Here is a 20521-nt window from a genome sequence, read left to right as displayed (position 1 = left end):
GTGAAGATTTCGAAGGCGAGCCTGATTTCTGCCGATCGCAATGGTGTCTATGGCACCGTTGCGATCGCGCTATCGCTCTTCGTCTTCGCCTATTCCTCACGCTTCGGACAGGCGTCGATCCTGCTCTACTATGGTCTGTGGCTGCCGCTGGTGCTGGTCGATTACCGTCGTGTGCTCGGCAATTACGGGATCCGCCTCTGGATCCTTGGCTTTGCGATCTTCGCTTGCCTGTCGGTCTTCTGGTCGGCGGCACCGGGGATGACGGCCCGAACGGGAGTGCAGTATCTCTCCCACGTGATCTGCGCCCTGATTGCCATGCGGGTCGTCGGTATCAGGACGCTCGTGCGCGGCGCGATTGCCGGCACCGGCGTCGTTCTCGTCTACTCGCTGCTCTTCGGCGTCTATCATCTCGATCCGCTCGACGGCACCTACAGTTTTGTCGGCGCCTTCGCCTCGAAGAACCAGCTTGGCTTCTACGCCTCGCTCGGCATCTATTTCGCCTTCGTCGCGCCGATCGCGCTTGGCGAACGCGGCCTGTGGCTCGCGGCATCGGGCCTGGTCGCGATGCTGTCGGCCTATTCCCTTTTTGCCTCGCAATCGGCGACATCGGTGTTGACCACCGTGGTCATCCTGGGGCTCTGGCTCGGCATGCGGGTCGTCGGCCTATTGTCGCCGGCACACCGCAAGGGTCTCTTCCTCGCAGCTACCGTTTGTGCCGTCATGGTTGCCGTTGCAGGTATCTATGGCGGCGGCGTCGATCTTGTCCTCGGCCTTTTCGGCAAGGATTCCACCCTGACCGGGCGCACCTATCTGTGGCAGCAGGGCATCGAGGCCGCCATGTCATCACCGTTGGTCGGTGTCGGCTATCAGGCCTATTGGGTCCAGGGATTCTCGGAGCCCGAGCGTCTTTGGGAAGAGTTCTATATCGCCACGCGCTCCGGCTTCCACTTTCACAACACCTTTATCGAAGCGATGGTGGAGACCGGCGCGATCGGGCTCGTGCTTCTGTCCGGTATCCTGCTGATAACCGTGCTCGGACACACCAAGCGGCTGTTGACGCAGGACCACGACACGCCGTCCTCGGTGCTTTTCGGCATAGCGCTGCTGCTGCTGGTGCGGTCCTTCGTCGAGATCGACATCATGAACCCCTATCATATCGGTTCGTTCCTGCTCTATTTCGCAGCCGGAAAGCTGACATTGCCGGAAGCGCGCCCGCAGCAGAGCGTCGAAGATCGTCCCGCACCGTCCGTATCGGAGATCCCGCTGCGCTTGAGGTATCGATGATCAGCCCTCCGACGACGACGATCTACGGCATCCAGTATCTGCGTGCCATCGCAGCACTTGGTGTCGTCGTCTTCCATGCTGCCGAACGGACCGGGCACCACTTCGCGATTGGTGCTGCGGGCGTCGATGTCTTCTTCGTCATCAGCGGCTTCATCATGTGGGTGATCAGCGAGCGGCGGCCGGTGGCACCACTCGCATTCCTGCGCGATCGCGTTCAAAGGATCGCGCCGATCTATTGGCTCGCGACCGCGGTAATGGTAATCGGCGGCATCGCCGGACTGTTTCCCAATCTCGTCTTGAGCAATGGACATGTGCTTTCCTCGCTGCTGTTCATTCCCACGCGCTCACCCAGCAGCGGCGAAATCTGGCCGGTTCTGGTGCAGGGCTGGACGCTGAACTACGAGATGTTCTTTTATGCCGTCTTCGCACTGACGCTGCTGTTGCCGCGGTCGAGGCGCCTGCTGGCAATCGCTGGCTGTTTCTCGGCGCTGGTGACCATCGGCTTTGCCGTCGACAGCGACAACGCGCTCTTCGTCACCTATACACGGCCGATCATTCTCGAATTCGTGGCCGGTATGGTCGTCGCCGAACTCTGGCTGAGGGGCAGGGGACCGGGCGCAACGTCCGGCCTTGTGCTTGTCGCCGGCGCATTTTCAGGATTCGCGGCGGTCGCCGTGCTTCGCCTGCCTTTCGACGAGTTCATTCTCGGACCCTTGGCCGTCATGCTGGTTTTGGGAACGCTGGCGCTCGAGGCGCAGGGCTGGTTCCGCCCGCGCAGGCTGCCGATGATGCTTGGCGACGCATCCTATTCCATCTATCTCTGGCACACCTTTGCGATATCGGTCGTGGTCAAGACCTGTGGAATGATGGGGATTGGGCCGCTCGCATCGGCCCTGCTGGCGGTCGTTGCGGGGACGACGCTTGGCGCTTTCGCCTATCTTGTGATTGAAAAGCCGTTGGCCACACGGCTGCGCTCGGGCTTTTCCTCAAGGCCGGTGCAGCACACGGCCTGACGCGTCGGAGCGATCCTGGTGCGGCGATGACCGCCGCACCAGCGCCACCAAAGCCTCAAACGCCCTGATTGCGGCGGGAATGCCAGTTCCAAGCCGTGCGGGTTATGTCGGTGAGGTCGTATTTCGGAACCCATCCCAGCACGTCGCGAGCCTTGTCATTGTTGGCGACCAGTGTCGTCGAATCTCCTTCGCGGCGGTCGACGAGATCAACCTGGAATTCACGTCCGGAAACCTCGGAAATCGCCGTCAGCAGTTCCTTGACGGTCGTGCCGGTGCCCGTGCCGAGGTTGAGCTCGACGCTGTCGCCGCCGGCAAGCAGGTGTTCGACCGCGCGCACATGGGCGTCGGCAAGATCAAGTACGTGGATGTAGTCGCGCACGCAGGTGCCGTCGCGCGTGTCGTAGTCCGTGCCGAAGATCTTGAAGCTCTGGCGACGGCCGAGGGCGGCGTCGATGGCGAGCGGGATGGCATGCGTCTCCGGCTCGTGCCACTCGCCGATGCGGCCTTCCGGATCGGCGCCGGCGGCGTTGAAGTAGCGCAGGATGACCGAGCGCAAGCCCTTGTACTGCCCGTAGTCCTTCAGCGCCTGCTCGCACACCCACTTGGTCCGGCCGTAGGGGTTGATCGGCGCCTGGCGGTGCTGTTCGTCGATCGGCACGCTCTCCGGCAGACCATAGGTGGCGCAGGTGGACGAGAACACGAAGGCTTCGACGCCGGCCGCGAGGGCGGCCGAAAGCAAGGTCAGTGTGCCGATGACATTGTTGTCGTAGAAGGAAACCGGGTCCTTTACCGATTCACCTACCTCGATCATCGCGGCAAAATGCAGGATGGCGCGTGGCTTGTGACGGGCAAGCACCTCGTCGAGCCGCTTGCGGTCGCGGATATCACCCTTTTCCAGCACGCCCCATTTGACGAATTCCTCGTGGCCATTCGAAAGGTTGTCGTAAACGACCGGCTCGAAACCCTTGTTGGCGAGTTCGAGGCACGTATGCGAGCCGATGTAGCCGGCACCGCCGACGACGAGGACTTTATTGCTTTCCATGATGCTTACGATCCTTGGGAGGTTCAGAGAAATTGCCAAGATTTTTCAACGGATGATGACAATGGTGTCAATGCCGCGCGCAATCAAGCACGTGTCCATGTCGCGTATGTGGCGGTGGTTACCAGCGTGCTTCTTTCCACACTTCTGTCGATCCCGGCCCGTCAAAATCGGTGGGAAAAATACGGGAAGGGACAATTATCTCCCGGGCGTTCGCACGCTAGATGCTTCTTTCTGTTCGGGCAAAACATATAGCATATTAATTTACTAGATTTAATTGATTATGCCTGCCGCGGTCGTACCATAGCCTCCAGATTTCTGAAGGAAGGCTCTCATGACGACGAAACTGAAACGCCTGGCGCTGACGCTCGCCACACTTGCGACCTCTGGCCTGGCTCTGAGCGGTGCCCAGGCGCAAACGACGGATCCGGTCAAGGGCGGCACGTTGATCTATCTGGAGCAGCAGGCCCATACGAACCTCTACCCGCCGGCCGGCGGCTTCTATCCGAACGGTGGCATCCTCAACCAGATCACCGACAAGCTGACCTATCAGAATCCGAAGACGCTGGAGATCGAGCCCTGGATCGCCGAGTCCTGGACAGTCAACGCCGATGCGACGGAATACACGTTCAAGATTCGTCCGGGCGTGACGTTCTCCGATGGCTCGCCGCTCGACGCGGCTGCCGTTGCCAAGAACTACGACGTCTTCGGCCTCGGCAACAAGGCGTTGAAGCAGCCGGTTTCAGAGGTGATCAACAACTACGAGCGTAGCGAAGTCGTCGATCCGCTGACGGTCAAATTCTACTTCAAGAAGCCGTCGCCGGGATTCCTTCAGGGAACGTCCGTTATCGGCTCGGGCCTGGTGGCCGCAAGCACGCTGGCGTTGCCTTTCGAAGAGCTTGGTGACGCAACGAAAATCATCGGCTCCGGTCCGTTCGTCGTCGAGAGCGAGACGATCGGCAAGGAACTGAACCTGAAGGCCCGCGAGGAATACAACTGGGGGCCGGCCAAGCTCGAACACCAGGGCCGCACCTATCTCGACGGCATCAAGTACATCATCACCGGCGAAGACAGCGTGCGCATCGGTGCACTGCTGGCAGGTCAGGCGGATTTCATCCGGCAGGTCCAGGCCTATGACGAGGGTCAAGTCGAGGCGCAGGACTATCAGATCTACGCGCCTTCTACCCGCGGCGTGAACAACAGCGTCGTCTTCCGCCCGGACAACCCGTTGGTGGCCGACATCCGGGTACGCCAGGCGCTGCTGCACGCGACCGACACCAAGGAAATCGTCACCACGCTGTTTTCGGCCAATTATCCGCAAGCCACTTCGATCATCGCGTCGTCGGCGCTCGGCTACAAGGACATCTCGGCCAAGCTCACTTTTGATCCCGTAAAGGCCAAGGCTCTGCTCGATGAGGCCGGCTGGTCGGTCGGCGCCAACGGCCTACGCCAGAAGGACGGTAAGGAACTGGTGCTGACGGCTTATGAATCGCTGCCACAGCCGCAGAACAAGGAAACGCTGCAACTGGTCGCCCAGCAGTGGGGCAAGGTGGGCGTGAAGCTGAGCGTTCTTGCCGGCGACAGCGGCAGCAAGACGGTGGATGATCTCGATCCGCTGAAGACGCCGGTATCGCCCGCCATGGTCGGCCGCGCGGACCCCGATGTGATCAAGAGCCAGTATTATCCGAAGAACCGCGATGTACTGCGCCAGAAGGGCGGACTCAGCGACAAGGTTCAGAGCTTCGTCGATACCAAACTGAACGGGCTGCTCGATGCGCTCGCCTCCGAGCCGGATCGTGAGAAGCGCCTCGCGATCGCCGGCGAAGTCCAGGACTACGTCGTCGATCAGGCCTATGCGATCCCGATCTTCGAGGAACCGCAGGCCTATGCCGGTGCGCCCTACGTCCAGGGCGTGGCCTTCGAGGCCGTCGGGCGACCGAGCTTCTACAGCACCTGGCTTGCCGAACATTGATTGGTTCGGCGGCCGCCGTAAGGCCGGTGGCCGCCGTCTCTGAAATCCGCCTGCGAGGATGGGATCATGTCCGCCTATTTGTTCAACCGTGTCGCTCAGGCCCTGTTTGTGCTTTGGGCCGCATTCACGATCTCGTTCGTGCTGCTGCAGGCCATGCCCGGCGACGCGATCCTCATCAAGTTCCAGAACCCCGATCTCGGCCTGACCGCCGAACAGGTTGCCGAAATCCGCGCTTCCTATGCCGTCGACAGCTCCGTGCCGGTGCAGTACGCGCGGACCATCGGCAACTTCCTGGCCGGCAACTTCGGCTACTCTGTTCAGGCCGGCGTTCCGGTTTCAAGCCTGCTCGCCGCGCATCTGCCCGCAACGCTAAAGCTCGCGGGGCTCGGCTTCCTGCTAGCTGCGGTCCTGGCGACCGTCATCGCTTTCCTCGCCAGTCTCGCGCCGTTCGCCTGGCTGCGTGGCGCCTTGCAGTCGGTTCCCTCGCTTTTCATTTCGGTCCCGACCTTCTGGCTCGGCATTATGCTCATCCAGATCTTCTCCTTCCGCCTGAAGCTCGTGCCGGTCATCAATCCTGGTCCCTGGCAGGAACTGATCCTGCCGGTCGCGACACTTGCCGTGCCGATTTCCGCGCCGCTGGCGCAGGTGCTCGTGCGCAACATCGATGAGGTAATAACGCGCCCCTTCGTCGCCGTGGCGCGGGCAAAGGGTGCCACCCACCTTTGGGTTCTCTGGCGGCACGTCGCAAAGAACGCCCTGCTGCCGACGCTGACGATCGCCGGTGTCCTCTTCGGCGAACTGATCGCCGGGGCCGTGGTGACGGAGACCGTCTTCGGGCTGAACGGCATCGGCGGGCTCACCGAACGCGCCGTCGGCAGCCAGGACGCCGCCGTGCTTCAGGCGATCGTCGTGGTGTCGGCACTGGCCTTCGTGATCATCAATCTCGCTGTGGACCTGCTCTATCCGGTGCTCGACCCACGCCTCAGGACCAAAACGGGAGCCGTTGCATGACGACCTTCGATACGCTTCACGATGACGCCGTTGCGGCGCCAAGGGCAAAGAGCGAACGGCGCAATGGCGCGGCATCGCGGCGGCGCCGCGGACCCCTAGGGTTGGCTTTTTCCTGGCTTATTCTCGGCACCGTCTTTCTCTGGGCAGTCGCCCCTTCGCTCTTCACAGGTTACAACCCAGTTGAAGGCGTCGGTGGCGCGCAGTTGCAGCGACCGAGCGCTGACCATCTGCTCGGAACCGATGCGCTCGGGCGCGATCTCTATGCGCGCATCGTCTACGGGGCCGTTCATTCGCTGACCGGTGCTTTTGTCGCCGTCGGGCTGGGCCTTGCTGTTGGCACCGGTCTCGGCGTCGTCGCCGGCTCGGTGCGGCGTCGCTTCGACGATGCGATCATGCGCGTCGTCGACGTGCTGTTGTCGATCCCTCCGCTGCTGCTTTCGCTCAGCATCATCATCCTGCTCGGCTTTGGAACCGTGAACGCGGCAATCGCGGTCGGCGTTACCTCGGTCGCAGGCTTTGCCCGGTTGGCGCGTGCGGAAGTCGTGCGCGTGCGCCGCAGCGATTATGTCGAGGCGGCCTTCGGCAGTGGCGGAACCTTCGCCTCGGTTCTGTGGCGCCATATTCTGCCGAATTCCCTGACCTCGGTCGTCGCCTTTGCCGCGCTGCAATTCGGATCGGCCGTTCTGCAGATTTCGACGCTCGGATTTCTCGGTTACGGCGCGCCTCCGCCGACGCCGGAATGGGGACTGCTGATCGCCGAGGGACGCAATTACATCTCGACTGCCTGGTGGCTGACCACCGCGCCCGGCATCGTGGTCGTCCTCGTCGTGCTGGCTGCCAATCGCGTCAGCCAATCTTTCGGAAGGGCCGCAGCATGACCGTCATACCTGGACCGTTTCCGCCCGTTCTCGAGGTCGAGGGCCTCTGCATCGCCTATGGTGACGGCAGCGGCGAGCGCCGCGCCGTTCACGACGTTTCGTTTCGCATCAATCCAGGCGAGGTTGTGGCGCTTGTCGGTGAATCCGGTTCCGGCAAGACGACGACGGCCCAGTCGATCATCGGTCTGCTCGCTGCGAATGGCCGGGTGGAGCAAGGCAGCATCAAGCTGAATGGAACCGATATCGCCCGCTGGACGGATCGGCAACTGGACACGGTGCGCGGCGCGAGGATCAGCCTTGTGCCGCAGGATCCGGGAAGTTCGCTCAACCCGGTCAAGACGATCGGCTCGCAACTCGGCGAGATCTTTCGCATTCACAGGGCGCTGCGTTCAGACGACATCGAGGCCCGTGTGATCTCTCTTCTTGCCCGCGTCGGCTTGAGCGAGCCAGCACTCCGGGCGCGGCAATATCCGCATGAACTGTCGGGTGGCATGCGCCAAAGGGTGCTGATCGCGATTGCGATTGCGTTGAAGCCACAGTTGATTATTGCCGATGAACCGACGAGCGCACTCGACGTCACTGTCCAGAAGCGCATTCTCGATCTGATCGACGAGTTGCGAGCGGAATATGGTACGGCCGTGCTTCTGGTGACCCACGATCTCGGTGTTGCCGCCGACCGCGCCGATCGGATCGTCGTCCTTCAGGGCGGGCGGATTCAGGAGCAGGGAGCAACGGGCGCGATACTTGCCGCACCGCGCAGCCCCTATACGAAGCAACTGCTCTCAGACGCGCCGTCCTTTACGTCGCCCCCGAGGTTGGCAACCGTTCGACCATCCGTTGCGGAGGCTCCGGACGATATCGTCATCGTCGAGGGGCTTGTCCGCGAGTTCGTCCGCAAGGACGGCGGTTCGCCCCTACGAGCCGTCGACGAGCTGAGCTTCCGCGTCCGGCGGGGAGCGACCCACGCGATCGTCGGGGAATCCGGATCTGGGAAGACGACGACGATCCGCAGCATCGTCGGCTTTGACAGGCCGACTGCAGGCCGGATCTCGATCGACGGAACCGAAGTTTCGGGGTTGACCGGAGAGGACCTTCGGCAGTTCCGGCGCAAGGTCCAGCTTGTCTACCAGAATCCCTACGGTTCGCTCGACCCACGCCAAAGCGTGCTGCAGATCGTGACCGAGCCGCTGACGAATTATCCGGGAGTCAGCCGTTCTGATCGCGAGGGCAAGGCAAGGGCGATCCTTGGTCGCGTCGGGTTGCCGGAGGACGCATTTGCACGGCGGCCCCATGCGCTTTCCGGCGGCCAGCGTCAGCGCGTTGCCATCGCCCGGGCGCTCGTGCTCGATCCGCAGCTGGTCGTACTCGACGAAGCGGTTTCCGCGCTCGACGTCAGTGTGCAGGCGCGGATACTCGACCTCTTGGACGAACTGCAGAGCGACCTCGGGCTCACCTATCTCTTCGTTTCCCACGACCTCGCCGTCGTGCGCCAGATCTCCGATACCGTTTCGGTTCTGAAGGACGGGCGACTGGTCGACGGCGGAACCGTTTCCGACGTCTTCGGAAACCCGCGCAGTGATTACACCCGTGAACTGATCAATGCCATCCCCGGACGCAGGCGCCGGGTCGCGGCCTGAACAACCGACGACAGACAGGACCGACCATGATTGAGACGACGCCACGCAAACGCCTTGGCTTTTTCACCCGACTGCTCGATGACGTACCGGCAGGCACCCGCTACTACTACGCAAAGGAGCAGATCGTCACGGCCGAGCGATTCGGTTTCGACACGGCCTGGGTGGCGCAGCACCATTTCCACGCGGACGAAGGCGGCCTTCCGGCGCCTGTGGTCTTCCTCGCCCATGTTGCAGCCGAGACGACGCGTATCCGTCTCGGGACCGGTGTCATCACCCTGCCGCTCGAAAATCCGATCCGCGTGGCCGAGGACGCCGCCGTTTTCGATCTGCTCTCCGGCGGGCGACTGGAGGTCGGGTTCGGGACCGGCGGCACGCCATCCTCATTCTCGGCCTTTGGCCTGGAAAGCGCCGATCGCGGCGCGATCTACGGCAGGCATCTGCAAACGGTTCTGGACGCTTGGGCAGGCCGTGGGCTGCCCGGCGGCGATCGCCTCTATCCTGCAGCACCGCAACTGCTCGACCGCATCTGGCAGGCAACCTTTTCCGTGGCGGGCGGCGAACGGGCCGGCCGCGCTGGCGACGGCCTGATGTTGTCGCGCACCCAGCCGCGGCCGGAGGGCAACCCGCACGCTTCGCTGGCGGAGCTGCAAAACCCGATCATCGATGCCTATCTGCATGCGCTTCCTTGCGGCCGCGCGCCGCGTATCCTCGGTTCTCGCAGCCTGTTCGTCGCCGACAGCCGCGCCGAAGCGTTGCGGCTTGCCGAGGTTGGGTTGAGGCGGGGCGCGGAACGGCTGATCGCCAGCGGCCACGCGGTTCCAGGCAATTCACTTGCCGATCTGATCGCGGCTTTCGACGTACACGTCGGCTCCGTCGATGACGTCATCGCGAGCCTTAGCGCTGACGAGACGCTGGAACGTGTCACCGACCTGGTGTTCCAGGTCCATTCCGTCGATCCGCCGCACCCGCTGATCCTACGCTCGATCGAGCTCATCGCGACCCAGGTCGCACCCGCGCTCGGCTGGTCGCCACAGGAGAAATTCCATGCCCGGCGTTTCGGCGCCGTCGGTTGAAACGGATTGCTTTCCCATCTCGCAAAGGAGACGACGTCATGACCACTACGTCACCGGATATCATCGATCTGCTGGCCGGCATCACTGCCGGATCGGCGCTCGACCGCATTCGCGCCCAAAGGCCGGAAACCCGCGAACAGGCACAGAAGAGCTATCTCGCACTCTTTCAGCCCGTTGATTTCGGCGACGTGTCGGCGGCGGAGCGGCATGCGATCGCAAGTTTCGTTGCCGGCCTGCACCGTCAGGCCGACATTTTCGAGTTTTACAGCAGCCCGTTCGAGGAAAGTGGCGCTGATCGCTGGTTGGTCGAGGTCATCAAGGCCGAGATCGGGGCAGGGCGGGCGACGGGCCCCTACGGCAACTATCCCGACGGTCCGCTCAAGGACGAGAACGTAACCGGCCCGCTCTACCGAGTATCGCAGCCAAGCCGCGGCGCGCTCGGCCCCAAGCTGTCCGCCGCGCTGGAGCACGCCCACCTGCTCGTCTTCCACTTGCGTGATGCCAGCCCGCGGGCATTGCAAGCCTTGCTCGACGCCGGCTGGACGACAAATGCTGTCGTGACCCTTTCACAGCTGGTTTCATTCGTCGCGTTTCAGATCCGAGTGATCGCCGGCCTTGCATTGCTGTCGACCGCCACGAAACGCGCTGCGGCTTAAGAACTCGAGAGGACGTGTGAATGACCGAACATGCCATCATCCCGATCGTCGAAAACCCGCCTGTCACGTTCACGCAGGCCGAGATCGGCTGGACACCGTGGCTTCAGCCATTGCCGGAGGAAGAGTTGACGGAGCGTCACTTCAAAGGCCTGGTCGAGGCTGGACGCGCAAAGTCGCCCTACTTCCGTCTGCTCGTGCGCGATCCGGAAGTGCTTGAAGCGCGCACGAAAACCGACAAGGACATCTTCTATAACACCCGCTCGGGCCTGCCACGCGCCGAGCGCGAACTGGCTGCGACCGCGGCGTCGCGATACAACGGCTGCATCTTCTGCGCTTCTGTCCATTCGCGCTTCGCTTCGCATCACTCCAAGCGCAGCGAGGATGTGCAGAAGCTCCTCGACGCAGGCGTCGAAACCGATCTCGGCGAACGCTGGAATGCAATCGTCGCCGCCTCGGTGGCGCTTACAGCGACCCCGCCAGCCTTCGGAGAGGAGCACATCTCCCGACTTTCGGCAGCGGGCCTCAATGAACTGGAGATCGCCGACGTCATCCACGGTGCTGCCTTCTTCAACTGGGCAAACCGGCTGATGCTCTCGCTTGGAGAGCCGACACCGGCAAACTGAGCCGCGCAAGCGACCTGCCGCAACCGGCACCAGACGCAAGCGAGCCCGCAAGGTCGAGAGATTTTGCGGGCTTTCGCGTGCGCGTCACCTGACGCGTCAGGCGGCAGGCAATCCAGAAGGATTTCAATCGCGCAAACTGCTCATGCTCGCTTCGAGCGAAGTCATTCGACCCTTCCGAAGTCTGGCGCAAGAAACACTGGCCGACTTTACTTCCGCCATAGAAAAAGCCCGCAACCTCTTACGAAGTTGCGGGCTTCTTTCATCCGAGTTTAATCGGATTAGAAGTTACGCTGCAGACGGACGAAGCCCGAGACGTAGTCGCGGTCGGTCGTAGCCGTCAGGTCTTCCTTGTTGTACTGAACCGACACGCGGGTCGCCAGACCTTCGGTGATCGCGTAGTCGAGGGTCACGCCAGCGCGCCAACGGTCGAGATCGCTGTTGAACTTGTAGTCGCCCCAGTACTGAGCGCCGGGGGTGATCTTCAGCTTGTCGGTTGCCTTGAAGGCGTACGAAGCTGCAACGGTCCACTCCGAAGCATTCCAGTAAGCGTTCGGGTCGGAAGCCCAGATACCAGCGAGCTGGAACGTGCCCGGGCCGAGGTCAGCCGAAAGCAGAGCGCGGATCGCGCCTTCTTCAACTTCGGTGTCGTAGCCGCCGAGCAGGTCGAAGGAAACACCACCGACCGTCGCCGAAACGATGGCTTCAACGCCAACGCCGTTGTTCTTGGTCGTTGCGCCTTCGAGTTCGTCGATGGCGATACCAGCCTGGAACGAACCGCCATCATAGAGGTAGGCGATCGAGTTGAACTCGGTGACGTTGCCGAGCGAGTCGGATTCGCCGTTCAGGCCCTTATCCCACCAGCTGTAGAAGAAACCGGCCTTGAGGCCGCCGAGCTGGATGTAGGCTTCGTCGACGTCGATGCGGCTGTCGCCAGCGTCGGTGTCGTTGTCGGCGTTGAATTCAGCAGCGAAGAAGCCGGTGAGCGTGCCGAATTCGGTGTCGCTCTTGGCGTCGAACGAGATGTAAGCGCGCGAGAACGAATCCCAGTCAGACGTGCCGGCGTCGCCCCAGCCCTGACGGCCGTTGACTTCGTTCGGGCCGAAGGAGGTCTGGAAACGGATGAAGCCGCCGATCTTGAGGCAGGTTTCGGTGCCCGGGATGTAGAAGTAGCCAGTGCCGAAAGCGTCGCAAACGCGAACGTATTCCATGGGCTCCGGCTCGGCTGCGACGATTGCGTCGGCAGCCTGGGCGCCGGAAACTGCTGCGAGAGCAGCAGCGGAGCCGAGAAGAAGGCTTTTGATAGTCATTCGATCGATCTCTCTAATGGTTATCAAGGTCAACAAGGCCCGGCCCCTGGTGTCCCCCAGAGATTTATCGGTTACCTCGCTCGCGCTGCTACGAAATGAACCACTGCGATGACTCGCAGCGGGCAGCGGCGACACCGCTATCACAAAAAACAAGACAGTTATGCTACAAACGCGTTTTGGACGTTTGTTAAGAGCTATTACTATAAACTGTTGCATATGAGCAACTATCATATATTTCTAAAATAAGTTTATCTTAAGAATGATAGTAATGAATCCGAATTATATTAAAACCGAAGTCTTTATATGACAAAATGCTCTCATAAAAACTTCACAGTTTGCAGATTGACGTCTTGATTTTGTTATTTTACGTAGAGCCGGCCTTTGAGAAGAGAGGCTTCCGGTGAAAGCGCCGTCAACTATCAACAGTTGGCGGCGCAATTATTTTCTAGGGGTGTGTTCGGAGGCTTTTGGGCTTTTCTAGTGCCCAGGAAGTGGTCTTGCTAGATCTACTGCGTCGTCGCCGCGGCGGACGGCTCGTTGTTTCGCCTCACGACCTTGCCTTCCTCGGCTTTGTAGAAAAACTGACTTGAGACGAGCCAGCCCTTGAGGGGGCGAAGCGGCGGAATGCAGGTCAGCAGCATGAAGGGGCCGGTCACCAACAGGTGTATCCAGAGCGGCGCGCTGTATTGAACTTCGAGCCAGACGCCAAGAAAGACGCTCGGCACGCAGGCAAAGCAGATGACGAAGAATGCAGGGCCATCGGCCGGATCGGCGAAGGAGTAATCCAGGCCGCAGACTTCGCATTCCTTGCGCATCTTCAGGAAGCCGTTGAAGAGGTGCCCTTGCCCGCAGCGGGGGCAGCGACCGCGCAAGCCGGTCTGCATGGGTGGGATTGGCGGCCAGTCACTATCGGAAGACATGTATGTTCCTTTCAGGCGTTCTTGCTGGCGCTTGGGGTTTTGCGCCGAAATTGCCTGGATAGGCGGCCAGCCACTTCTTGGGGCCGTCTCAGGCTTGCGAAGATTAGGCGCCGAAAAACATACATTGTCAATTTATTGTATGCATACATATGTGCGACAATTTCGCCGCTGGCGCTTACACCACGAAGCTGGAAGCGGCCGGGGGCTGGCCGATAAGCTCAGTGATGACGAGAAGGCTACGTCGCAACTCCGCGTGGCTGGTAGCAGCGCCGAGGCCGAGTCGGACGGCTTCGGGTGGCGAGCCGAGCGCAAAGGCGTCGCTCGCAACGATGCTGATCCCGGCCGCCTGCAATCGCGCGCTCAGTTCGCCGCGTGTCCAGGGGGATGGCAAGTGCAGCCAGGCGTGGAAGGCGTCCGGGTTCGTTTGAGCGACGTTGGCAGGAAGAAGCTCGGAGACGATGCGCTGTCGCGCCGCGGTCTCACTGCGAATGGCTGCGAGTACGGCGCCAGCCGTCCCGTCCTCGATCCAGCGCGTGGCGATTGCGGCCGCAAGAGGCGATGCCATGCCGACCGTGGCGCGGATCGCGCCCTCGACGCGGACCGAGCTTCGGCTGTCCGGAACGACGAGATAGGCGATGCGCAAGGCGGGCGACAGGCATTTTGCAAGGCCGCCAACATAGTAGACGAGGTCCGGCGCCAGCGCTGCCAGCGGGCGCGGTGCGGAAACGGGAAGGGCGCCATAGGCATCGTCTTCGATGATCGCCACGTCGTGCCGCCTGGCGATAGTGACGATCGCCTGACGCCGCTCAAGCGAAAATGTCGTCGTCGTGGGATTGTGAAGCGTCGGATTGCAATAGAGCGCTTTCGGCGTCTCCTTTGCGCAGAGGTCTTCGAATGCTTCGGGCAAGAGGCCTTCGCGGTCCATGGCGAGGCCGTGCAGCCTGATGCCGAGATGTGCTGCCAGCGCGCGCACCCCGGGATAGGTAATCGCCTCGGCGCAAATCATGTCACCGGCTTTGGTGAGACTGCCAAGAGTCGCAAGCAGAGCCCCTTGCGCGCCGGCGGAAATCAGCACGCGCTCCGCCGGAACCTCGCCCAGCCTGGATTTTAGCCACGCGGCCCCTGCCGCGCGATTGTGCAGGGCGCCGCCCGGCGGCTGGTATCGCATCAGCAGTTCAAGCCCGTGATCGGCCTGCAGTGCCGCCATGTCATCCCAGAGGCGAGCAGCGAGAATTCGATCGTCGAACAATGGCGGCAGGTTCATGCTCATGTCGACGAGACCGCCGGTCGGCGTGCCGCTGGCTCTTACACGTCGCGTTTTCACGTAGGTGCCCTGGCCGACCCGGCCTTCGACGAGGCCGCGATGTCGGGCCTCGTTATAGGCGCGACTGACCGTGGTGAAGTCGATCCCGAGGGCCTCGGCCAGCGTGCGCTGCGGCGGCAGGCGCATCCCTTCGGACAAGCGCCCTTCGCCGATATCGGCCGCGATGGCGTCTGCGATGGCGAGATAGAGCGGCCCATCCGATTTGCGGATTGCCGGTTGCCACGAAATTCCCAGGCGTTCGTCCGCCATTGCGAATACCTCATGCTGAATTGTATGGATATTGCATGTGTTCGACGGCTGAGGCAAGTGCTCGTAGCGGAGAAGGCAAGCGACACGCCGCGACCAAGCGTCACCTAGCGTGACACGCTCGCCGTTGCCAGCAATACGCCGAAGCCAACGAGCAGGGCACCGAAGGTGCGATCGATCCAATGGCGAAGCGCAATCAGGCGAAGTCGTACTGTGCCTGACGAAAAGAACAGGGCGACGATCGTAAACCAGATCAGATGTGCGGCAGAGATGAAGGCTCCGTAGCGATTTGGACGGGCAGCGCCGTGGTCGGCTCGACGACCTGCATGAAAAGGCTGACGACAAAGATCGTCGTTTTCGGATTGAGCGCGTTGGTCAGAAACCCCATACGCAGCGCGCCGAGATCGGAGAGCGCAGGAGGTGCGGCCAAGGCAGCCTCTTCGGCCTGTTTCGCGCGCAGCATCTGGATGCCGAGCCAGATCAGGTAGGCGGCGCCGACGAGTTTCAGCAGGGTGAAGAGAAGGAGAGACTGACGGATGAGAAGCCCGACGCCGAGCAGAGTATAGGCGACATGGACCCAGACGCCTACGGCGATACCGAGCGCCGTCAGGACGCCGGCCCGTCGCGACAAGAGCAGGCTGTTGCGCGTCACCATTGCAAAATCAGGCCCAGGACTGATGACGGCAAAGATTGTAATGGTCACTACAGCTAACAGTTCGGTCATTGTCTTTCCCGTTCGTATCTTTCATTACTGCTTCAATAGTTTGATCGATGAGAAACGACTAACGATGAATTCTGACGAATTCGGTGAGTTCTACTCACAGATAAAAGCGCCCCGGCTTCCGCCGCTTGCGGCGCTACGGTGTTTTGAGGCGGCGGCCAGACTTGAGAGCTTCAGTCGCGCGGCGGACGCGCTGCATCTGACACATGGCGCCATCAGCCGCGCAGTCCGCCTTATCGAGGACGATCTCGGCGTGGCGCTGTTCGAGCGCCGCAGCCGGCGTGTCTTCCTGACGGAGGCCGGGCGGAAGCTGGCGACGGCCGTGCGCGAAGGCTTCGGTCTGGTGGAGAATGCTGTCCGGGAGATCAGGGAAGTGTCGGGAACGCCGGCGCTGGTGGTCTCCTGCGAGCCGACACTTCTGATGCGCTGGCTGATACCGCGCCTTCCGGATTTCCAGGTACTGCACCCGGATGTGTCCATCCACCTCGTTGCGGGTGGCGGGCCGGTACCCTTAGGACGGGGTATCGATCTGGCGATCCGTCGCGACGATTTTCCCTGGCCGGAGGGCACACATGTGGTGCGGCTTTTTCCGGAGCGAATAGGTCCGGTTTGCCGCGCAGACAAAGTCGCCGCGTTTTTCGACGCAGCCAACGCCGCCTGCTCGCCCAAATTGCGGAAGGATGCGGTCCCCTTGCATACGCGAACGCGACCAGAAGCGTGGGAGACCTGGGCGAAAATGGTCGGCTGTACCGCCCCGGAGCAGCGCGGCCATGTCTTCGAGCATTTCTACATCAGCCTTCAGGCGGCGATCGCCGGGATTGGCGTCGCGATTGGGCCCTGGCAGCTTGTCCGCGACGATATCGACAATGGCATCCTGGCCGCGCCGTGCGGCTTTTTCGAAGACGGTTCGGCCTATCATCTGCTGTCGTCGGCACCGATCGACGCGCGCGGACCGAGCGCGGCGTTGCGCGACTGGCTGCTGGACGTATCAATCTGAAACGGACCGTTTTCATTTCTGTCATTTGCATAAAGGCGAGCAACGTCATACGTTTAACGAAGACGTGCGCATGACCGGCGATGCCAGTCGGCGGAAAGGCGCGCGAAGCACCTGATATGCAATCGATTCGACCTTCGGGTCCTGGAGCGGCGCCATGAACATCCTCAAAATCAATCTCGGCCAGGAGCGCGGTACGCTGCGCCCGGCCCGCGCAACTGGATCGAGGATCGTGGCCGACGTCATGAAAGGACTGGTCGTTCCGGCGGCGGCTTTGGGCCTTGTCGCGTTCGCGGCGCCGTCGATGGCGCAAGCGGCCAGTTGCAAGGATTCGGCAACGCCCGGAGCCGACTGGACCGACTGCAACAAGAAAGCGCTTATGCTCGGCGGCAGCGACCTTCAGGGTGCCAATCTCGTCAACACCGACTTCACCTTGACGGATTTGCGCGGCGCGAACCTGACGGAAGCCAATCTGGAAAAGGCAACTCTGGTTCGATCCTCGATTGCGGGAGCGACGGCGAATGGCGCGAACTTCTCCAAGATCGAAGCCTATCGCTGCAACTTTGCCGGCGTCTCCGCCGAGAAGGCATCGTTCGTGAACTCCGAGCTGCAGCGGGCCAATTTCAGCGGCGCCCGCTTGACGGGCGCAAGCTTTGAGAAAGCCGAACTGGGCCGAGCCAATTTCGACAAGGCGGAGCTCACCGGAACCCGGTTTACGCACGCCAACCTTTCGCGCGCGGACCTGACCAGCACGAGTTTTTCCGGCCCGATCGATTTCCAAGGCGCGTTCATGTTCCTGACGCGTATCGAGGGCGTCGACCTGTCGGAGGCAACCGGACTTGAGCAGGAGCAGGTCGACATGACCTGCGGCGACAGCTCGACCAAGCTTCCCGCCGGCATGAATACGCCGGCTGGCTGGCCCTGCGCCAGCGACTAACTCCCGTCACAAAGCCCCGGCTTCCGGCCGGCCGTTATGCCAGGTGATGCTTGGCAGCAATCGCAAGGCATTCCTTGAAGGCTTGCAGGTCGGTCAGGCGATCGGCTTCGGGCACTTCGCGCTGCACGAGCCTGCCTTCCCGTCGCAGAACGCCGCCGTCGAGCATCAGGTTGTCCGTCATATCGAAGTCTTCGATGCTGATCCCGTCCGGACCGGCCATGCGGCCGTCGGGGCGCAAGGCGGCCTTTCCGCCGTAGTGGTCATGCAGGATGCGCTCGTAGTAGCTGCGGGCGGTGTTCGTATAGGCATAGACGTGCTTGCCGTGACCGCACATGAAGCCGAGTTCGAACACTGTGCCGACATCGGCGCTGATGCCGCGAAACGGTGTCAGGTTGGCGATGATCATGTCGGCGGCAAGCATCATGCCTTCGTCGACGGCGTAGATTGCAAGGCCGCGCTGATGCTTGGTCGGAGCCGGCGGGATCTCGAGATCGCCCGGCACCAGCGGCGTAAACCCGGCAGCGCGCGCCAGTTCCGCCTTCAGTTTCTGGATCTCAGCCGCATTGGGCAGAAACACTTCCGGGCCAGCGAGATAGACTTTCACGCGCATTCCTCCTCATGTCTTCGAGCGGTCAATCTAGGAGAGCTGCGGCCAAGAACCTAGCCATGGACGTCAGCTTGCCCACGGATTTTTGGAGCGGGGGAGGCTGGCGGGCCGGCTGACATGTTCTGCGCCGGCGGGGACGCTGGTGGCCCGGATCGCCTTCGTCCAATCCCGGGACGTGGAGAATGCCGCGGGCGAACTTGAGATCCAGGTGTCTCGAAATCTGCAGCCGGTATCAGCGCCGGCGGTGATCGCGACCCCTGCCACCAGTGCGCGCACCTCCGTTTGAGAAGGTCACCCGCCGTTTGCCGGCTCGGTATGCGCCGCCGCTACCTGCAGAAACACACGTAAACGCCAGTGTTGTCGGGCGAATCCGGTTCTTGCGCCGATTTTTCACCGTGTCGGTGCGCGGCTTTCCTACCGAGGCTCGGCGGTTTCGATTCGCCCGACAGTTGCTGCGTTCCCTGAAATTTCCCCATGCCTTCGTTCGTCGACGAGCGGGTGTTTTCGCTGTCGTATGCGACTTTAAACAATCATGCATACAAAATTGTCGACAAAATAGTTGACATTGTCGCCGACAGCTTCAAATCTAGGGCAACTTGCTCACGAGTGGGTGAGGGCGCCTGCATATGGCGACTGATGAGAAAACAGAGGGAACGACATGAAACTGAGAAAGCATCTCCTCGCGGGGTTGGCATTTGCCTTTCTCGCATCCTCGGCCTCCGCCGAAACGCTGCGTTGGGGTAGCCCGCGGGATATCTTCTCGCTCGACCCTTACTCCTACGGCAGCACCTCGAACCTGGCCTTCCTCAATCACGTGTACGAGGGCCTGACCCGCTATACGCCGGAGTTCAAGGTTGAGCCGGCGCTTGCCACCAGCTGGGAGATGGTCAAGGACAAGGTCTGGCGCTTCCACCTGCGCAAGGGCGTGAAGTTCCACAACGGCGCCGAGTTCAACGCCGATGACGTCGTCGCTTCCATGGCTCGCGTCAGCCATCCGACCTCGCCGCTGCGCGGCAACATTCCGGCCTATGTCTCGACGACGAAGGTCGACGACTACACGGTCGACATCGAAGTCAATTCGCCGAACCCGCTGTTCCTCAACGACATGACCAACATCTTCATGTTCGATAAGGACTGGCTGGTCGACAACAAGTCGGAACTGCCGACCGATGTCGGCGCCAAGGTCGAGGGCTACGCCACCTACAACACCAACGGCACCGGCCCGTTCAAGGTCGAGTCGCGCGTGCCGGACAGCAAGACCGTTCTCATCAAGAACGACGGCTGGTGGGATACGCCGAAGCACAATCTCGACCGCATCGAATTCATGCCGATCACCTCGGCCGCAACCCGCGTTGCAGCGCTGCTTTCGGGCGAAATCGATCTGACCGACGGCGCGCCGGTGCAGGATCTCGAGCGCCTGAAGAGCTCGCCGGAGATCAAGGTCATCGAGCGCACCGACCTGCGGACGGTCCATATGGTCTTCAACCGCCACGAGACCTTTGCCGACGGTCGCGAAAACTTCTTCAACAACATCAAGGTCCGCCAGGCGATCGACCACGCAATCGACCGCCAGCTGATCTTCAAGCGCGTGATGCGCGGCAAGTCGCATGTCGCCGGCACCATGGTTGCTCCGGAAATCCCGGGCTACAGCGCCGAACTCGACGTGCCGACCGCCTATGATCCGGAGCTCTCCAAGAAGCTGCTTGAAGAGGCCGGCGCTGTCGGCAAGGAGTTCACGCTCGTCTGCATGAACGACGAAAGCGTCAACGAGGAAGACGTCTGCAGCGCGCTCGTCTCGATGCTGTCGCGCGTCGGTCTGAAGCCGACCCTCGACATCGGTCCGCGCGCCGTACAGGCGCCGAAGCGCGCCGGCGGCAAGTCCGATGCCTACATGATCGGCTGGGCCAACGAGCCGACGCTCGATGCCTATTCGATCCTGGTTCAGGTTCTCTCGACCCGCGAAGGTGCTGCCGGCGTTGCCAACTATGGCGGCTGGTCCTATCCGGAACTCGACGCGATGGTGAAGAAGGCCGCGCTCGAAATGGATCACGACAAGCGTCTGGCGATCGAAACCGAGGCGCTGAAGTTCGCCAAGGATGAGGTCATCATGATCCCGTTGCACCAGCAGCCGATGGCCTGGGCAATGTCGAAGACCGTCACGGACGTGACCATTCGGGCCGACAACAAGCCGCGTCACTGGCTGACCCGTATCGGCGATTGAGTTTTCTTGCCCCGGCGGAGATTGCTCTGCCGGGGCTCCTCATTCAGCGAGAAACCCA

18 protein-coding genes are annotated in these 20521 nt (G+C 61.8%); 12 read left to right on the top strand and 6 right to left on the bottom strand.

From position 1 onward, the window contains the following. Together ACIQUG_RS14870 and ACIQUG_RS14865 are read left to right on the top strand one after the other, a co-directional pair. Nucleotides 1-1284, top strand: coding sequence for an O-antigen ligase family protein (locus tag ACIQUG_RS14870; RefSeq protein ID WP_402322918.1), 1284 nt, complete (start codon nucleotides 1-3; stop codon nucleotides 1282-1284). Beyond that, nucleotides 1281-2297, top strand: coding sequence for an acyltransferase family protein (locus tag ACIQUG_RS14865; protein WP_402322915.1), 1017 nt, complete (start codon nucleotides 1281-1283; stop codon nucleotides 2295-2297). Before ACIQUG_RS14870 ends, ACIQUG_RS14865 begins: the two co-directional genes overlap by 4 nt. A 55-nt stretch (nucleotides 2298-2352) precedes the next feature. Here ACIQUG_RS14865 and galE read toward each other — a convergent pair whose 3' ends face one another. Beyond that, nucleotides 2353-3339 carry a UDP-glucose 4-epimerase GalE gene (gene galE, locus ACIQUG_RS14860; RefSeq protein WP_043612698.1) on the bottom strand — a complete coding sequence of 329 codons (987 nt, stop codon included), beginning with the start codon at nucleotides 3337-3339 and terminating at the stop codon, nucleotides 2353-2355. A gap of 331 nt (nucleotides 3340-3670) precedes the next feature. Between galE and ACIQUG_RS14855 the strand changes: the two genes are divergently transcribed. The 7 genes from ACIQUG_RS14855 to ACIQUG_RS14825 all read left to right on the top strand — a co-directional run bounded on the left by ACIQUG_RS14855 (nucleotide 3671) and on the right by ACIQUG_RS14825 (nucleotide 11186). Further along, complete coding sequence (locus ACIQUG_RS14855; protein ID WP_402322912.1) at nucleotides 3671-5308, top strand: TIGR04028 family ABC transporter substrate-binding protein; 1638 nt, start codon at nucleotides 3671-3673, stop codon at nucleotides 5306-5308. A 66-nt stretch (nucleotides 5309-5374) separates the two neighbouring features. Beyond that, the gene (locus tag ACIQUG_RS14850; RefSeq protein ID WP_402322909.1) at nucleotides 5375-6319 is read left to right on the top strand and encodes an ABC transporter permease; all 945 of its coding nucleotides are present in this window, start codon (nucleotides 5375-5377) and stop codon (nucleotides 6317-6319) included. Beyond that, nucleotides 6316-7197 carry an ABC transporter permease gene (locus ACIQUG_RS14845; RefSeq protein ID WP_402322906.1) on the top strand — a complete coding sequence of 294 codons (882 nt, stop codon included), beginning with the start codon at nucleotides 6316-6318 and terminating at the stop codon, nucleotides 7195-7197. Before ACIQUG_RS14850 ends, ACIQUG_RS14845 begins: the two co-directional genes overlap by 4 nt. Further along, nucleotides 7194-8834: a dipeptide ABC transporter ATP-binding protein gene (locus ACIQUG_RS14840; protein WP_402322903.1), complete on the top strand. Its 1641-nt coding sequence runs from the start codon at nucleotides 7194-7196 to the stop codon at nucleotides 8832-8834. The genes ACIQUG_RS14845 and ACIQUG_RS14840 overlap by 4 nt, the downstream gene beginning before the upstream one ends. 26 nt (nucleotides 8835-8860) lie before the next feature. Beyond that, nucleotides 8861-9907, top strand: a complete 1047-nt coding sequence (locus ACIQUG_RS14835) for a putative FMN-dependent luciferase-like monooxygenase (protein WP_402322900.1) — start codon at nucleotides 8861-8863, stop codon at nucleotides 9905-9907. 38 nt (nucleotides 9908-9945) lie between these two features. Then, nucleotides 9946-10563 carry a CMD domain protein gene (locus ACIQUG_RS14830; RefSeq protein WP_402322897.1) on the top strand — a complete coding sequence of 206 codons (618 nt, stop codon included), beginning with the start codon at nucleotides 9946-9948 and terminating at the stop codon, nucleotides 10561-10563. Between the two features lie 20 nt (nucleotides 10564-10583). Beyond that, nucleotides 10584-11186, top strand: coding sequence for an alkylhydroperoxidase domain protein (locus tag ACIQUG_RS14825; RefSeq protein WP_402322894.1), 603 nt, complete (start codon nucleotides 10584-10586; stop codon nucleotides 11184-11186). Between the two features lie 278 nt (nucleotides 11187-11464). Here the strand turns inward: ACIQUG_RS14825 and ACIQUG_RS14820 are convergent, their stop codons facing one another. From ACIQUG_RS14820 to ACIQUG_RS14805, 4 genes are all read right to left on the bottom strand, one after another. Continuing rightward, the gene (locus ACIQUG_RS14820) at nucleotides 11465-12493 is read right to left on the bottom strand and encodes a porin (RefSeq protein WP_402322891.1); all 1029 of its coding nucleotides are present in this window, start codon (nucleotides 12491-12493) and stop codon (nucleotides 11465-11467) included. 506 nt (nucleotides 12494-12999) lie between these two features. After that, the gene (locus ACIQUG_RS14815; RefSeq protein ID WP_402322888.1) at nucleotides 13000-13413 is read right to left on the bottom strand and encodes a DUF983 domain-containing protein; all 414 of its coding nucleotides are present in this window, start codon (nucleotides 13411-13413) and stop codon (nucleotides 13000-13002) included. Nucleotides 13414-13588: 175 nt separating this feature from the next. Continuing rightward, nucleotides 13589-14986, bottom strand: coding sequence for a PLP-dependent aminotransferase family protein (locus tag ACIQUG_RS14810; RefSeq protein WP_402322885.1), 1398 nt, complete (start codon nucleotides 14984-14986; stop codon nucleotides 13589-13591). A 250-nt stretch (nucleotides 14987-15236) separates the two neighbouring features. Beyond that, the gene (locus ACIQUG_RS14805; protein ID WP_402322882.1) at nucleotides 15237-15638 is read right to left on the bottom strand and encodes a LysE family transporter; all 402 of its coding nucleotides are present in this window, start codon (nucleotides 15636-15638) and stop codon (nucleotides 15237-15239) included. On the opposite strand from ACIQUG_RS14805, the gene ACIQUG_RS14800 reads away from it, so the two are divergent. Together ACIQUG_RS14800 and ACIQUG_RS14795 are read left to right on the top strand one after the other, a co-directional pair. After that, nucleotides 15625-16701, top strand: coding sequence for a LysR family transcriptional regulator (locus ACIQUG_RS14800; protein ID WP_402322879.1), 1077 nt, complete (start codon nucleotides 15625-15627; stop codon nucleotides 16699-16701). The genes ACIQUG_RS14805 and ACIQUG_RS14800 overlap by 14 nt on opposite strands. 241 nt (nucleotides 16702-16942) lie before the next feature. Further along, a complete protein-coding gene (locus ACIQUG_RS14795; protein WP_402323039.1) occupies nucleotides 16943-17635 on the top strand; it encodes a pentapeptide repeat-containing protein in 693 nt (230 codons plus the stop codon). Between the two features lie 34 nt (nucleotides 17636-17669). On the opposite strand, the gene ACIQUG_RS14790 is transcribed toward ACIQUG_RS14795, so the two are convergent. Then, nucleotides 17670-18245 carry a nucleoside 2-deoxyribosyltransferase gene (locus ACIQUG_RS14790; protein WP_402322876.1) on the bottom strand — a complete coding sequence of 192 codons (576 nt, stop codon included), beginning with the start codon at nucleotides 18243-18245 and terminating at the stop codon, nucleotides 17670-17672. A 655-nt stretch (nucleotides 18246-18900) separates the two neighbouring features. On the opposite strand from ACIQUG_RS14790, the gene ACIQUG_RS14785 reads away from it, so the two are divergent. Beyond that, entirely contained in the window at nucleotides 18901-20463 is a 1563-nt protein-coding gene (locus ACIQUG_RS14785) for an ABC transporter substrate-binding protein (RefSeq protein WP_402322873.1), read from the top strand. The last annotated feature ends 58 nt before the right edge of the window (nucleotides 20464-20521 follow it).

It is taken from the genome of Ensifer sp. NPDC090286 (genome assembly GCF_044769565.1).
In the GTDB taxonomy this organism is placed as follows: Bacteria; Pseudomonadota; Alphaproteobacteria; order Rhizobiales; family Rhizobiaceae; genus Ensifer.
This window is presented reverse-complemented; position numbering and strand designations above follow the sequence as displayed.